Source organism: Rhizobium acaciae, from assembly GCF_025941625.1.
GTDB lineage: Bacteria > Pseudomonadota > Alphaproteobacteria > Rhizobiales > Rhizobiaceae > Rhizobium > Rhizobium acaciae.
The window spans coordinates 247,841-262,477 of record NZ_JAPCZO010000004.1 but is presented as its reverse complement, the minus strand read 5'-3'; the positions used below and the strand labels follow the sequence as shown (position 1 = coordinate 262,477).

At 61.5% G+C, this 14,637-nt stretch carries 16 protein-coding genes; 14 read left to right on the top strand and 2 right to left on the bottom strand.

Features of this window, described 5'->3' with window-relative positions; translation table 11 throughout:
* The first annotated feature begins 2 nt into the window (after nucleotides 1-2).
* The 14 genes from urtD to ureG all read left to right on the top strand — a co-directional run bounded on the left by urtD (nucleotide 3) and on the right by ureG (nucleotide 10,393).
* Nucleotides 3-758 (top strand): urea ABC transporter ATP-binding protein UrtD, encoded by a 756-nt coding sequence (gene urtD / locus OLZ32_RS08790; RefSeq protein WP_264420543.1) that lies wholly within the window; start codon nucleotides 3-5, stop codon nucleotides 756-758.
* Nucleotides 759-982: 224 nt separating this feature from the next.
* Nucleotides 983-1,678 carry an urea ABC transporter ATP-binding subunit UrtE gene (urtE, locus tag OLZ32_RS08785; RefSeq protein ID WP_003542323.1) on the top strand — a complete coding sequence of 232 codons (696 nt, stop codon included), beginning with the start codon at nucleotides 983-985 and terminating at the stop codon, nucleotides 1,676-1,678.
* Nucleotides 1,679-1,829: 151 nt separating this feature from the next.
* Nucleotides 1,830-2,651, top strand: a complete 822-nt coding sequence (locus OLZ32_RS08780) for an urease accessory protein UreD (protein WP_026159992.1) — start codon at nucleotides 1,830-1,832, stop codon at nucleotides 2,649-2,651.
* A gap of 33 nt (nucleotides 2,652-2,684) precedes the next feature.
* On the top strand, nucleotides 2,685-2,987 hold the full coding sequence (locus OLZ32_RS08775; RefSeq protein ID WP_003542318.1) for an urease subunit gamma: 303 nt from the start codon (nucleotides 2,685-2,687) through the stop codon (nucleotides 2,985-2,987).
* Between the two features lie 10 nt (nucleotides 2,988-2,997).
* Nucleotides 2,998-3,249: a DUF1272 domain-containing protein gene (locus OLZ32_RS08770; RefSeq protein WP_264420541.1), complete on the top strand. Its 252-nt coding sequence runs from the start codon at nucleotides 2,998-3,000 to the stop codon at nucleotides 3,247-3,249.
* A 10-nt stretch (nucleotides 3,250-3,259) separates the two neighbouring features.
* The gene (locus tag OLZ32_RS08765) at nucleotides 3,260-3,565 is read left to right on the top strand and encodes an urease subunit beta (protein ID WP_003542314.1); all 306 of its coding nucleotides are present in this window, start codon (nucleotides 3,260-3,262) and stop codon (nucleotides 3,563-3,565) included.
* A 22-nt stretch (nucleotides 3,566-3,587) separates the two neighbouring features.
* On the top strand, nucleotides 3,588-3,995 hold the full coding sequence (locus tag OLZ32_RS08760; RefSeq protein ID WP_003542308.1) for a lysozyme inhibitor LprI family protein: 408 nt from the start codon (nucleotides 3,588-3,590) through the stop codon (nucleotides 3,993-3,995).
* A 16-nt stretch (nucleotides 3,996-4,011) separates the two neighbouring features.
* Nucleotides 4,012-4,635: a glycosyltransferase family 29 protein gene (locus OLZ32_RS08755; RefSeq protein WP_264420643.1), complete on the top strand. Its 624-nt coding sequence runs from the start codon at nucleotides 4,012-4,014 to the stop codon at nucleotides 4,633-4,635.
* 3 nt (nucleotides 4,636-4,638) lie between these two features.
* On the top strand, nucleotides 4,639-6,351 hold the full coding sequence (ureC, locus tag OLZ32_RS08750; protein WP_025395685.1) for an urease subunit alpha: 1,713 nt from the start codon (nucleotides 4,639-4,641) through the stop codon (nucleotides 6,349-6,351).
* 31 nt (nucleotides 6,352-6,382) lie between these two features.
* Nucleotides 6,383-7,054 (top strand): TIGR02117 family protein, encoded by a 672-nt coding sequence (locus tag OLZ32_RS08745; protein ID WP_003542302.1) that lies wholly within the window; start codon nucleotides 6,383-6,385, stop codon nucleotides 7,052-7,054.
* Between the two features lie 331 nt (nucleotides 7,055-7,385).
* On the top strand, nucleotides 7,386-8,249 hold the full coding sequence (locus OLZ32_RS08740; RefSeq protein WP_003542300.1) for a GGDEF domain-containing protein: 864 nt from the start codon (nucleotides 7,386-7,388) through the stop codon (nucleotides 8,247-8,249).
* 85 nt (nucleotides 8,250-8,334) lie between these two features.
* Nucleotides 8,335-8,913, top strand: a complete 579-nt coding sequence (gene ureE / locus OLZ32_RS08735) for an urease accessory protein UreE (RefSeq protein ID WP_003542298.1) — start codon at nucleotides 8,335-8,337, stop codon at nucleotides 8,911-8,913.
* Between the two features lie 6 nt (nucleotides 8,914-8,919).
* Nucleotides 8,920-9,591 carry an urease accessory protein UreF gene (locus OLZ32_RS08730; protein ID WP_264397483.1) on the top strand — a complete coding sequence of 224 codons (672 nt, stop codon included), beginning with the start codon at nucleotides 8,920-8,922 and terminating at the stop codon, nucleotides 9,589-9,591.
* Between the two features lie 190 nt (nucleotides 9,592-9,781).
* Nucleotides 9,782-10,393 carry an urease accessory protein UreG gene (gene ureG, locus OLZ32_RS08725; protein ID WP_003542294.1) on the top strand — a complete coding sequence of 204 codons (612 nt, stop codon included), beginning with the start codon at nucleotides 9,782-9,784 and terminating at the stop codon, nucleotides 10,391-10,393.
* A gap of 58 nt (nucleotides 10,394-10,451) precedes the next feature.
* Here ureG and OLZ32_RS08720 read toward each other — a convergent pair whose 3' ends face one another.
* Both OLZ32_RS08720 and OLZ32_RS08715 read right to left on the bottom strand, forming a co-directional pair.
* Nucleotides 10,452-11,135 (bottom strand): Crp/Fnr family transcriptional regulator, encoded by a 684-nt coding sequence (locus OLZ32_RS08720; protein ID WP_003542291.1) that lies wholly within the window; start codon nucleotides 11,133-11,135, stop codon nucleotides 10,452-10,454.
* Nucleotides 11,136-11,301: 166 nt separating this feature from the next.
* Entirely contained in the window at nucleotides 11,302-14,631 is a 3,330-nt protein-coding gene (locus OLZ32_RS08715; protein ID WP_003542289.1) for an efflux RND transporter permease subunit, read from the bottom strand.
* Between the last annotated feature and the right edge of the window lie 6 nt (nucleotides 14,632-14,637).

Below are 14,637 nucleotides of genomic sequence, written 5' to 3'. Positions count from 1 at the left end.
CCATGATCCCCGACGACAAACCCACCAGCGTGCTTTACCTCAACGGCGTCTCGGTTTCCTTCGATGGCTTCAAGGCGCTGAATTCGCTGTCGATCGTCATCGAACCCGGCGAGCTTCGCGCCATCATCGGCCCGAACGGCGCCGGCAAGACGACGATGATGGATATCATAACCGGCAAGACCAGGCCCGACGAGGGCGAGGTATTCTTCAACGGCACGATCGATCTTACCAAGAAGGACGAGGCCGATATCGCCCAGCTCGGCATCGGCCGCAAGTTTCAGAAGCCGACGGTCTTCGAGAGCCATAGGGTGTGGGACAATCTGGAGCTGGCGCTGAACCGCCGTCGCGGCGTGTTCTCAACACTGTTCTACCGGCTTTCGGGCGAGGACAAGACGCGCATCGAGGAGATCCTCGAAACGGTGCGGCTGACGCATCGCCGCGACGAATTCGCCGCCAATCTCTCGCACGGGCAGAAGCAATGGCTGGAGATCGGCATGCTCTTGGCGCAGGAGCCGAAGCTCCTGCTGGTCGACGAGCCGGTGGCCGGCATGACCGATGCGGAGACGGCGGAAACCGCGATCCTGCTCAAGGATATCGCCAAAACCCGCTCGGTCGTCGTCGTCGAACATGACATGGGCTTCATCCGCGACCTCGGCGTCAAGGTGACCTGCCTTGCTGAGGGATCGGTGCTGGCGGAGGGCTCGATCGACTTTGTGAGTTCGGATCCGAAGGTCATCGAGAACTATTTGGGGCGGTGAGGGATGATGGATACATCGGATGTTGATGGGTGTGCCACCCCTCCCCAACCCCTCCCCACAAGGGGGAGGGGCTTAACCCCGGCGCTCGCTCATCGCTACGATTGCCAGCTTTCCTATGATCTCCTGAGAAGTGGGACGGCAGCTCCGAGTTTGCCCCTCCCCCTTGTGGGGAGGGGTTGGGGAGGGGTCTTTTTTGGACCCGCAAAGATTCAGGAGACGGCATCATGCTGACAGTCGAAAACGCAAACCTGCATTATGGCGCCGCTCAGGCGCTGCGCGGCATCTCGATCAAAGCGGAGATGGGCAAGATCACCTGCGTGCTGGGGCGTAACGGCGTGGGGAAGAGTTCTCTTCTGCGCGCCGTTACCGGCCAGCATCCGCTGTCGGCCGGCACCGTCACCTTCAACGATACCAAGCTCAACGGCCTGCCGCCCTTTGCCCGCGCCAAGCAGGGCATCGGCTATGTGCCGCAGGGGCGCGAAATCTTCCCGCTGCTGACAGTCAAGGAAAATCTCGAAACCGGCTTTGCTCCGCTTGGCCGCCGCGACCGCAACATCCCCGATGACATCTTCAGTCTCTTCCCGGTGCTGAAGTCGATGTTGTCACGTCGCGGCGGCGATCTTTCCGGCGGGCAGCAGCAGCAGCTGGCGATCGGGCGCGCGATGGTGACACGGCCGAGGATTCTCGTGCTCGACGAGCCGACCGAGGGCATTCAGCCATCGATCATCAAGGATATCGGCCGGGCGATCCGCTATCTGCGCGACTCCACAGGCATGGCGATCCTGCTCGTCGAGCAGTATCTCGATTTCTGCCGCGAGCTTGCCGACTATGTCTACATCATGGACCGCGGCGAAATCGTGCATGAAGGGCTTGCCGAGACGCTGGATACGCCGGAGGCCCGCCGCCACCTGACTGTCTGACCGGCAGATGCCACATTTTGCAGCAGAGGGCGCGGCGCCTGGAAAACCGTCCGCCGCCGCCAGAGGTCTGCTCGGGGCGGCATAGGAATTGCTTGCTTTCCGTTATCCGCGCGCTTGAATGAAAACCAGGGGCGCGACCGAAAGGGACGATATGACGATTGCGGCGGCAGGCACGAGACCGCAAAGAGCGGAAGGGCGCGGGCATCTGGCGGCAAAGCTGTTCGATGGCCGCACGCGCATTCGTGAACTCTATCAGGAGGGGGCAGCGAAAATCCGCCTGCCCGATACCTTCGACGCCTCCATGGAAGCCGTCATCATCAATACTGCTGGCGGTTTGACGGGCGGCGATCGGATGGATTGGAGCGTGGATGCCGGCCCCGGCACGCGCATCGACGTCACCACTCAGGCTTGCGAGAAGATCTACAAGGCATCGGCAGGCATCGCCGAGGTGGCGACCAGCATCAAGGTCGAAGCCCAAGCCCGCGTCGACTGGCTGCCGCAGGAAACGATCCTCTTCGACCGGGCCGCACTTTTCCGCCGGCTGGATGTCGATCTTGACGAGAGCGCCGAATTTCTGGCCGTCGAAGCCGTGCTGCTCGGCCGCAAGGCGATGGGTGAGGCGGTGGTATCGGGGCTGTTCCGCGATCGCTGGCGGATCCGCCGCTCGGGTCAACTGATCCACGCCGAAGAACTCAGGCTTTCCGAAGGTGTGGCGGCACTGGCGGCGCGGCAGGCCGTGCTCGGCGGACAAGTGGCCTTTGCGACGCTGCTTTATGCCGGGCCGCTTTCAGAAGCCTATCTTAGCAAAGTCCGGCCGCTGGTCGAAGGATTGATGGGCGGTGCGAGCGCTTGGAATGGCAAGCTCGTCGTTCGCCTTGCCGCAGCCGACGGCTTCTCACTCAGAAAAATCCTGATCCCCGTCATTTCCGCCTTGCGCAATGGTGCGCCTGTGCCGAAAGTCTGGAATCTATGAACGTAAGCATTCGGTCAAGCAGATGGACAAGCGATGAACCTCACTCCGAGAGAAAAAGACAAGCTGTTGATTTCGATGGCGGCGATGGTGGCGCGGCGACGGCTGGAGCGCGGCGTCAAGTTGAACTATCCCGAAGCGATCGCGCTGATCAGCGACTTCGTCGTCGAAGGCGCCCGCGATGGCCGCCCGGTTGCCGAGCTGATGGAAGCCGGCGCCCATGTGATCGGCCGCTCCCAGGTGATGGAGGGCATTGCCGAGATGATCCATGACGTGCAGGTGGAGGCGACGTTTCCTGATGGCACCAAGCTCGTCACCGTGCACGAGCCGATCCGGTGAGGAGATAGGGATGCTCGAGCTCAGGCCCAACTGCGAATGCTGCGACAAGGATCTGCCGCCGGATAGCACTCAGGCACGGATCTGCACCTATGAATGCACCTTCTGCGCCAATTGCGTGGACGGCGTGCTGGAGGGTGTTTGCCCGAACTGCGGCGGCAATCTCGTCGCGAGACCCATTCGGCCGGCGGCCATGCTCGCCAAAAATCCGGCGTCGACGAAGCGTGTGCTGAAAGCCGAGGGCTGCGCGCCCAAGGCGGCTTAAGGAGAACGAGATGATTCCAGGCGAAATCATTGCCGCAAGCGGCGACATCGAACTGAATGCCGGCGCGCCGACGGTGACGCTGGAGGTTTCCAATACGGGTGATCGGCCGGTGCAGGTCGGCAGCCACTATCATTTCGCCGAGACCAATGCCGGGCTTTCCTTCGATCGCGCGGCAGCACACGGCAAGCGGCTCGATATTCCGGCGGGGACGGCGGTGCGCTTCGAGCCGGGGCAGACGCGCTCGGTGACGCTGATCCCGCTTTCCGGCAAGCGCGAGGTTTACGGTTTCCGCCAGCTGGTGATGGGCAAGCTTTAAGAACAATAGGCTGGAGGAATGCATGCGCTTGAATATCTGCCTCGTCGGGGCGGCGATGCTGCTGACGACAGGTGCTGCCTCTGCTGAGGATATCGATTGCAACAGTCCCAAGACACAATCGGACATGACGTCTTGCGAGGCGGCGCGCCATGAGGCCGCCGACAAGGCTTTGAATGTGCAATACAAGAAGACTCGCGCCGTCCTGGCAGCGATCGACAAGGATCTGGATGGCGACATGAAGGGTGCGGAGCAGGCGCTGGTCAAGGCGCAACGCGCCTGGATCGATTATCGCGATGCCGAATGCGACGCCTTCGGCTTTCAGGCCCGTGGCGGCACGATGGAGCCGATGCTGGTCGCCGGATGCCTCGCCAACATTACGGACAAACGCACGAAAGAGCTGAAAGAGCTCGAAGATACGATGAGCAACTAGGGTGATCAGGAAGATCATGATCGTCGGCAATGGCGAAGTCGGAGACGGGATATCAGGCATCATCGATGCCGCCGATTTCGTCATCCGCTTCAATGATTGCCGCTCCTATGGCGCCGGCGGCAGCCGCACGGATGCCGTCGCGGTCTGCAACACCGGCAGGCCGGCAAAGGCTATGCTCGGTTCGCGTGAGTGGCGCGCCCATCCGGGCGTCGTTGCGGCCGACGAAATCTGGAGCGTGCGCGACCCGGAAAAATTCGCCGCGATGCGGGCGCCGCTTGCCGTCTCGCATCCGGAACTCGACGATTTCTGCGACGACTATACCGCTGAGTTCAGCGCCTTCTGCGCCGACACCGGCAAGACGCACGTCGTCATCGACAAGTCGATTCACGATGCCGTCGATGCAGCGATTTCGGCGTTTTCTCCAGCGCCCTATGTCGTGCCGAGCAGCGGTATGATCGTCATTGCCGAGGTGCTGAACACATATGCCGCGGCCGAGGCGACACTTGCCGGCTTTGGCCACGTCGGCTGGGAATGGCACCCGTTTTCGGCCGAACGACAACTTGTCGATAGCTATATTGCCGCTGGCCGCCTCAAGCGGCTCGGCGGAGAAACACTCGTCTCTTCCTCCCAAGGAGCCTGATAGATGCCCTACAAGATCTCGCGCGCCGCCTATGCCGGCATGTTCGGACCGACCACCGGCGACAAGGTGCGCCTTGCCGATACGGAGCTTTTCATCGAGATCGAGAAGGATTTCACCACCTATGGCGAGGAGGTGAAATTCGGCGGCGGCAAGGTGATCCGCGACGGCATGGGACAGAGCCAGGTGACGCGGGCCGATGGCGCGGTCGATACGGTCATCACCAATGCGGTCGTCGTCGATCATTCGGGCATCTACAAGGCCGATATCGGCCTCAAGGATGGGCGCATCGTCGCGATCGGCAAGGCCGGTAATCCCGACATGCAGCCGGGTGTCAACATCATCGTCGGCCCCGGCACGGAGGCGATCGCCGCCGAAGGCAAGATCGTCACCGCCGGTGGCATGGACAGCCATATCCATTTCATCGCGCCGCAGCAGATCGAGGAAGCGCTGATGAGCGGCATGACCTGCATGCTTGGCGGCGGCACCGGTCCGGCACACGGCACGCTTGCCACCACCTGCACGCCCGGCCCCTGGCATCTCGCGCGCATGATCGAAGCGGCCGACGCATTTCCGATGAACCTCGCCTTTGCCGGCAAGGGCAATGCCTCGCTGCCGGGGGCACTGACCGAAATGGTGCTGGCCGGCGCCACTTCGCTGAAGCTGCACGAGGATTGGGGCACGACACCAGGCGCCATCGACTGCTGCCTGTCGGTTGCCGACGAATACGACGTGCAGGTGATGATCCATACCGATACGCTGAATGAAAGCGGCTTCGTCGAGGATACGATCGGCGCCATCAAGGGCCGCACCATCCATGCCTTCCATACGGAAGGCGCGGGCGGCGGGCATGCGCCCGATATCATCAAGATCTGCGGCCAGCCGAATGTCATCCCGTCGTCGACCAATCCGACGCGTCCCTATACGGTCAATACCATCGCAGAGCATCTCGACATGCTGATGGTCTGCCACCATTTGTCGCCGTCGATCCCCGAAGATATCGCCTTTGCCGAAAGCCGGATCCGCAAGGAGACGATCGCCGCCGAAGACATCCTGCACGATATCGGCGCCTTCTCGATCATCTCGTCCGACAGCCAGGCCATGGGCCGCGTCGGCGAAGTGGCGATCCGCACCTGGCAGACGGCCGACAAGATGAAGCGCCAGCGCGGCCGGCTGAAGGAGGAAAAGGGCGACAACGACAATTTCCGCGTCCGCCGCTATATCGCCAAATACACGATCAATCCGGCGATCGCTCATGGTCTCAGCCGTGAGATCGGCTCGGTCGAAGTCGGCAAGCGCGCCGACCTCGTGCTGTGGAATCCGGCCTTCTTCGGGGTGAAGCCCGATATGGTGCTGCTCGGTGGCTCGATCGCGGCCGCCCCGATGGGCGATCCGAACGCCTCGATCCCGACGCCGCAGCCGGTGCACTACCGGCCGATGTTTGCCTCCTATGGCAAGAGCCTCACCAATTCCTCCGTTACCTTCGTCAGCCAGGCCGCGCTCGATGCCGGCCTGAAGGGCCGGCTCGGCGTCGCCAAGGAACTGGTCGCGGTGAAGAATACGCGCGGCGGTATCTCCAAGGCATCGATGATCCACAACGACCTGACACCCGAGATCGAGGTCGATCCCGAGACCTACGAGGTCAGGGCGAACGGCGAATTGCTGACATGCGAGCCGGCGACGGTGCTGCCGATGGCGCAGCGCTATTTCCTGTTCTAGGCCCAAGTCCGATGTGTGATGGACGGCTGCGATGAGGACAGGCATCCGCTGGTTGTTGCGGATGGTATTCCTGCTCGTGCTTTCGGCGGTCTGCGGGACCCTTATTCCCCGGCCGCTGATTGCGCCGGTCAAGGCGTCGTCTGCCGCAGTGACGCATCGGATCCTGCTGCTGTCGGGCTCGATCCATACCGATATTGCCATTCCGCTCGACGCGGAAACGCGGGCTGCCTTTTCCTTCCTCGATGATACCGGTTTTCCGCTCGGCCATCCGAGCGCGGAGTGGCTCATTATTGGCTGGGGCGGTCGTGCCTTCTATCTGGAAACTCCCACATGGGCGGAGCTGAAGCCACTGCCGGTGTTGCGCGCGCTGACGATCGACCGTTCAGTGCTGCATGTAGACCTTGCCGGCCCTATCACCGAGCCGCAGCCCACCGTTACGGCATTCGATGTCAGTGAGGATCAATTGGCGCAGCTGCGCGCTTTTATCTCGGACAGCTTCGTCCGTGACGCGGGCGCGGTGGTGCCGATTGCGGATGCGGGTTACAGCGAGATCGACCGGTTCTTCGAGGCCAGGGGATACTTCAACGCCCTATTCGGTTGCAACACCTGGACTGCCGCTGCCTTGCGCTCGGCGGGGCTTCGAACCGGCATATGGAACCCGCTTCCACAAGCATTGCGATTGTCTGTTTCTGTCTACAATTGAAGCAGCCGTCGGGCCAGTCCGCTCTTAAAGTGAATTGTGAATAGCGCTCTCCATTTGGTTGTAAAAATCGGTGGAGAAACCGTTATTTTCTCCAGCTAAACCATTCTGGAGCATTCGCGTCGCCAAGCTCGATAAATTCCTTTCATATCAGTTATTTAACTGTCTCTCTGCAGTGTTCGATTCAGAGACTGGAAAGTTGCATCCCCTGCTAGAAAAATTCTGTCCACCGAAACGTCCGAAACCGTTCGAATTTTAACGAGTCAATTAAGACACCCGCAGCAATTGGGCTCTTATCAATGCCTGGAAACGCCGAGCAGGAAGGTTGATTCTCATGAGAAACTGGATTTCGCTGCAGGCCGATTTTGGCGATCTTCAATACCGCAGGAACGTCTACGTCTTCGCCCTGAAGATGGCTTTTCTTGCCGTTATTCTCTCAGGAGTCATTATCGCATTGACGATGCCGTCGCTCGATCTTCTCGGGCTTCTACCGGTGACGCTTGCCCATGCAATCGGCTTCAGCGCGATCTTTTCCTGGCTGATCGGCGGTACCGTTTCCGGCATGCTGTCGCTGTTTGCCGGCTTTGCCATGCGCGATCTCGCGCTCTCGCGGGCGGAATTCGAAAAGCTCAGCCGCACCGATACGCTTTCCGGGCTGCTCAACCGGCGCGCTTTTACCGAGGCGCTCGAGAATACCGATGGCAACGCGTCTCTGGTGATTTTTGACGTCGACCGTTTCAAGACGATCAATGACCGCTTCGGCCATGGCTGCGGCGATGCCGTTATCGTCGCCGTTTCGGCCATGCTCACCTCCGCCTTCGATGAGATGTCCGTCGTCGCACGGCTGGGTGGGGAGGAGTTCGGCGTCATCGTCTCCGGCGAGCCGCTGGAGGCGCGGATGGAGCGCATCGAAAGCGTCCGAGCCCGGATCGCCGGCGGCGCCATCAGGATTGAGGGGCACGATATCCGCATCACCGTTTCCGGCGGCGTTGCCGATCTCGTCGCCGAGCGCAACAAGGAGGCGGTCTATGCTTCCGCCGACCGGGCGCTCTATCTCGCCAAGGCGCTTGGGCGCAATCGCGTCGTACACGAACGGGAAGGTCTGCATCACGCCTGGCACGGGCTCGTCGATAACGGCGTCGATGGCGAGAACAGAGGACCGGAGAGCGACAATGTGATGCAGGCTTACGGAATATAAAAGCCGGACCCGACGAAAGGCCATTGGTGCTTGCATCGGGAAGAGCTATTTTGCATGGTCGTCCTCTCAGAAAAACGGACATGTCATGCAGCGCGTCACCTCTTATCTTCCCGCCGGAACCCCTTCTTCTCATCCGATCGCCCAGGTCAAGCTGCCGCATGATCTGCGCCATCTGCGCCGCAAGCTGCTGCATCTGGAAAATGGCGAGATGGTCATGCTCGATCTCAAGGATCCGGTGCTTTTCGCCAATGGCGACCTTTTGGTGCGCGACGACGGCGAACTGATCGAGATCCTCGCCGCCGACGAGAAGCTCTTCGAGGTTCGCGGACGCGACCGCACGCATCTGGTCGAGCTCGCCTGGCATCTCGGCAACCGGCATCTTGCCGCCCAGATCGAGGAAGACCGCATCGTCATCCTGCGCGATCACGTCATCCGCACCATGCTGCAGGGCCTCGGCGCCGTTGTCCTCGAGATCGACGAGCCGTTCCAGCCGGCGCGCGGCGCCTACCATTCCCAAGGCGGGCATTCGCATGGGCATGATCACGATCACAATCATGAGCACGGGCATGACCACGGGCATGATCATGATCACGAACATGGCTACGAGCATGAGCATGAGCACCGCCACGATCGCGGTCATGATCACGACCACAAGCATGACTGAGCCTTGATGACCAGGGATCGCGAGCTGCAGGCACTGCTGCGCCTGACGGCATGGCTCTCACCGGCCTTTCCGATCGGCAGCTTTGCCTATTCGGGCGGGCTGGAGCGGGCGGTTGCCGACGGGCTCGTCACAGGTGCTACCTCGCTTGCTACCTGGACAGGCACGCTGATCGGCAATGGTTCGGTCTGGAACGATGCGGTGCTCCTGGCTGAAAGCCACAGGCACCAAGCGGAAGCTGTGCGCCTTGCCGAAATCGCCGCGCTCGCCGAGGCGCTTGCCGGATCACGCGAGCGCCATCAGGAAACGATGCTGCTCGGCGAGGCTTTCCTCGCAGCGGCGCGGGCTTGGCCGGACGGGGTGTTTGAGCGGCTGCCCGACAAGGTCGCTTATCCGATTGCGGTCGGGGCGGTAACGGGCGCCCATGGCATAAAGCCCGAGAAGGCACTCGCCGCCTTCCTGCACGCCTATGCCTCACAAGCGGTTTCATCAGGCATCCGCCTCGGCGTCGCCGGACAGAGGGATGGCGTTGCCGTGCTTGCCGGTCTCGAAGATCATATCGCGGAGGTCGCCCGGCGGGCGGCGGCCTCGACGCTCGACGATCTGGGTTCGGCGACGGTGCAGGCCGATATTGCCAGCCTGCGCCACGAGACCCAGGCGACACGGCTGTTCCGCTCGTGATTGTCCGAAATTATCGCTGCGGCGAGAGCAATTCCAGCAAAAGCGCGCAGCGGTTTTGCGTCCGGAATTGCGTGAAAACAAAGAGATAGAGCGCTTCCGTGATTCGAAGAAAAACAAGCGCTCTAAGTCATTTGACGGTGGCGCAGGCGGGCGGCTTCGTTATCATCGGGGTTCGATTGGAGTAAGGCACATGAAATCAAGAAACGGACCTTTGCGTGTCGGCATCGGCGGGCCGGTCGGCTCGGGCAAGACGGCGCTGACCGAAAAGCTCTGCAAGGCGATGCGCGACGATTATTCCGTCGCCGTCGTCACCAACGATATCTACACGACCGAGGATGCCGAGGCGCTGGTGCGGATGCAGGCATTGACTTCGGACCGCATCGTCGGCGTCGAGACGGGTGGCTGCCCGCATACCGCCATCCGCGAGGATGCGACGATCAATTTGCAGGCGATCGCTGGCCTCAACCAGCGGATCCCCGATCTCGACGTCGTCTTCATCGAATCCGGCGGCGACAATCTGGCAGCGACCTTTTCGCCCGATCTTGCCGATATCACCATCTATGTCATCTCCGTCTGCCAGGGCGAGGAAATCCCGCGCAAGGGCGGACCTGGCATCACCCGATCGGACCTGCTTGTCATCAACAAGAAGGATCTGGCGCCCTATGTCGGCGCCGATCTCGAGGTCATGGACCGGGATGCAACGCGCATGCGTGCGAGCCGCCCCTTCGTCTTCTCCGACATGAAGCGCGGCGACGGCGTCAGCTCGATCGTCAGCTTCCTCAGGGAGCAGGGCGGGCTCTGAAGCGCTTGCACAGTTTGCGCGACATGCTTTTGAGCCTTTCGGCATCATGCTCTGACGGTCAGATCTGCCGCAGCACTTTGATGTCGCTGATGGCGATCGCCCGGCCGCGGACCGTGACACCTCTCGTCTTCAGCGTCGAGAAGGCGCGCGAAAGCGCCTCCGGCGCGAGACCGAGCTTGCGGGCAAGCAGGTTTTTCGGAAAGGGCAGCCGCAGCGACGCGGCCGCACCGTCCTCGACGCAATGTGTCAGCAGATAGTTTGCCACGCGCTGCGGCGCCGTCTGCATGCGGTCGCTTGCCAGGCATTCCATTGTCGAGATCAGATGCAGCGACAGGCTGCGCATGATCGCCTTGCCGATCCGCGGCCGTTCCTCGAGCAATAGCCGAACCTTGGGAATGTGGAAGCGCGCCAGCACGGCATGATCCATCGCCTGTGCGCCGTAACGATAGGTTTCGGCGGTATGGATCAGGCATTCGGCGAAACTGTCGCCGGGTTCGCAGATGCGGATATCGACCTGCCTGCCGTCGCCATTGTGGCGATAGAGCCTGACATAACCGCTGAGCACGCAATAGAAATAGGCCGCCTTGTCGCCCTCCTCGAAGAGAACGTCGTGCGGGTCGCAGAGGAGAACGGTGGCGCAGGCGCGCAGGCCTTCGGCCTCGTCGTGGTCGAGCCCGGCCATGAAGGCGGCCCTGGCAAGTACAGCGGCCTCATGGCCGTTGAGTGTCAGCGTTCTGTTCATCTCCCGGTCTCCTGATATGGCCGGTCTTTTCAATTCTTTATGCTGCCGGACAAAATACGGGAAGGAGACGGCGACGGAATTGATTTTGGTCAACCGTCAGAGATGAATGAAAAAAACGAAACGGGCCGGGAGATCGCTCCCGGCCCGTTCAATTCCTCGGCTTTGCTTATTCCGCCGCGAAGGGCGGTAGTCGCAGCACGTTGGTGTCGTTGCCGTTGGCGGTCTTGCGTTTGCTTTCCGGCTTTTCGATCGCGGTCAGGCGCTCCTCCAGCGAGTCGATGTCCTCGCGGTTCTCCCGGGTGACGCGGGTGAGATCCTCGCGTGACAGCGGCAGTTCCTCTTCGTCCTTCCTGCCGACCAGGCGGCCGAAAGCCCAGCCGAGCAGGCGGGACAGATCGTCCATGATCAGGAAGAAGGAGGGCACGACAACGAGCGAGAGCACGGTCGAGACGATGATGCCGCCGATCACCGCGATTGCCATCGGCGCGCGGAACGAGCCGCCTTCGCCGACACCAAGCGCGGAAGGCAGCATGCCCGCCGACATGGCGATCGAGGTCATGATGATCGGTCGGGCGCGCTTGCGGCCGGCTTCGACCATGGCCTCGACGCGAGGCATGCCCTGATGGCGCATCTCGATTGCGAAATCGACGAGCAGAATGGCGTTCTTGGTGACGACACCCATCAGCATCAGGATGCCGATCATGACAGGCATCGACAGCGGATTGCTGGTGAGGATCAGGCCGGCTGCGACGCCGCCAATGGCGAGCGGCAGCGAGAACAGGATGGTGAAGGGCTGGATCACGTCCTTGAAGAGCAGGATCAGCACCGTCAGCACCAGCAGCAGGCCCATCAACATGGCGTTGACGAAACTCTGCTGCATCTCGCTTTGCACCTTGGTGTCGCCGCTTTCGGCAAGGTGCACCGTGGCCGGGATATTGGCGTCGTTGACGATCTGACGGAAGCGGGCCGAAGCGGTGTCGAGTGCTACGCCCTGCGGCAGGTCGGAACCGATCGAGACGACGCGGTAGCGGTTGTTGCGCTTGATCGAGCTTACGCCTTCCGAATAGTCGATATTGGCGACGCTCGCGAGCGGAACGGTGCCGCCGCTGGCGGTCTGGATCTTCAATGTCCGGATGGCCGCGAGATCGCGACGCATGTCGACCGCTGCCTGGACCCGGATCGGGATCTGGCGATCGTCGAGCGAGATCTTGGCAAGGGCGGCATCGACATCGCCGATGGTGGCGACGCGGATCGTCTCGGAGATCTGCTGCGGCGTGATACCGAGGCGAGCAGCTTCATCCATGCGCGGGTGAACCTGCAGTTCCGGGCGGGGCAGCGAGCCGTCGGCGCTGACATTGGCAAGCAGCGGATCGGCGCGGAGCTTCGATTCCAGAATGCCGACCGCGTCGTTCAGGTCCTTCTCGTTCTTGGAGAGGAAGTTGAAGGTGAGGCCGCGTTCGCCGCGGTCGTTGAGCTTGAGGATTCGAACGTCGGGAATGTCGCGCAGCTTGGCGTAGACTTCCGTTTCGATGTCCCATTGCGGGCGTTCGCGGCCATGGACTTCCACCTTCGGCAGTATTGGCCCTATGACCGGGATAGCGCCGAAGACGTCATTGACCACCTTCTTGATCAGTGACTGGTCGAGCTTGTGAAGTGCCAGCGTGATGGTCGCGCGGCGCAGCTCGAGATCGCCCTTCGGCGACGCGCCGCCGAGGACGAAGACGCTTTCGACGCCGTTGATGTCCTTGACCCTGTCATAGATCGCATCCGTCGTCTTCTCGGTATCGTCGAGCCGTGCATTGGGCGGCAGCTCGACGGAGAGAACGATGCGCGAAGCGTCTTCCGTCGGTAGGAAGCTGCCGGGCACGAACATGAACAGCGCGATGACCGAACCAACCGTGAAGAGGAGGGCTACGATCAGCGTCGTATAGCGCCAATACCACTTGCGGGTCGTGCCTGTGACAAGGCGCGTGTATCCCCGCATCAGCAGGCCGTCATTGTCGTGATGGTCGTCGACGCCGTCTTCGGCGCGCATGAGATAGGCGGCCATCATCGGGGTGATGAGGCGCGCGACCATCAGCGAGAAGAAAACCGAGAAGGCGACGGTCAGGCCGAACTGGATGAAGTACTGGCCCGGAATACCCGGCATGAAAGAAACGGGCACGAAGACGGCGATGATCGTGAAGGTGGTGGCGATGACGGCAAGGCCGATTTCATCGGCCGCCTCGATCGCCGCCCGATAGGGCGTCTTGCCCATCTTGATGTGGCGGGCGATGTTTTCGATTTCGACGATCGCATCGTCGACAAGAATGCCGGTCGCAAGCGTCAGCGCGAGGAAGCTGACCAGGTTCAGCGAGAAGCCCATCATGTCCATAACCCAGAAGGTCGGGATCGCAGACAAGGGTAGGGCGATTGCCGAAATCAGAGTCGCACGCCAGTTCCTCAGAAACAGGAAGACGACGATAACGGCGAGCAGCGCACCTTCGAGGAGCGTATGAATGGCGGCTTCGTAGTTGCCGTAGGTGAAATAGACCGAATCATCGATCAGTTCGATCTTCACATTCGGATTTTCGGCTCGCACCTTGTCGAGGTTTTGTGCCACGGTTTCGGCGACGCTGACTTCGCTGGCGCCCTTCGAGCGGAAAACGCCGAAGGTAACGACCGGCGTAGCGTTGAATCGCGAGAAGGATTTCGGCTCCTCATAGGTGTCCTTGATAACGCCGAGATCGGATAGTTTGACGAAGCGGCCGTTCGGCAGGCCAATGGTGGTATTGGCGAGGTCGGCGACGTTGCGGGCGTCGCCGAGAACACGGATCGCCTGTTCGCTGCCCGCCACCTGGCCGCGGCCGGAGCCGAGGTCGATGTTGGTGCCGCGCAGCTGCTGGTTCACGCTGGCGGCAGTGATGCCATAGGCATTGAGCTTGTCAGGGGTGAGTTCGATACGCACTTCGCGATCTGCGCCGCCGTAACGGTCTACACGGCCGATGCCGGCCTGGCCCTGCAGCGAACGTTTGATCGTGTCGTCGACGAACCAGGAGAGTTCTTCCAGCGACATGGCCGGCGAGGAAACGGCGAAGGTCTGGATTGCCTGACCCTCGACATCGACCTTGGTGACGATCGGCGCTTCGGCCGTCGCCGGCAGATCGCTGCGAATGCGATCGATCGCGTCCTTGACGTCCTGCACGGCCTGTTCCGTCGGCACTTCCATCCGGAACATCACATTGGTCTGCGAGCTGCCGTCGGTTACCGTGGACGAGATTTCGTCGATGCCGGTGATGGAGGCGATCGCGTCTTCGATCTCCTTCGTCACCTGCATTTCGAGTTCGGCCGGTGAAGCGCCGCTCTGCGTCACGCTGATCGAAACGAGCGGCACGTCGATGTTCGGAAAGCGCGTGATTGGCAGCTTGTTGAAGGACTGTATGCCGATGAACATCAGCAGGCAGAAGGCCAGCAGCGGCGCGATGGGATTTCGGATGGACCAGGCTGAAAAATTCATCGGATG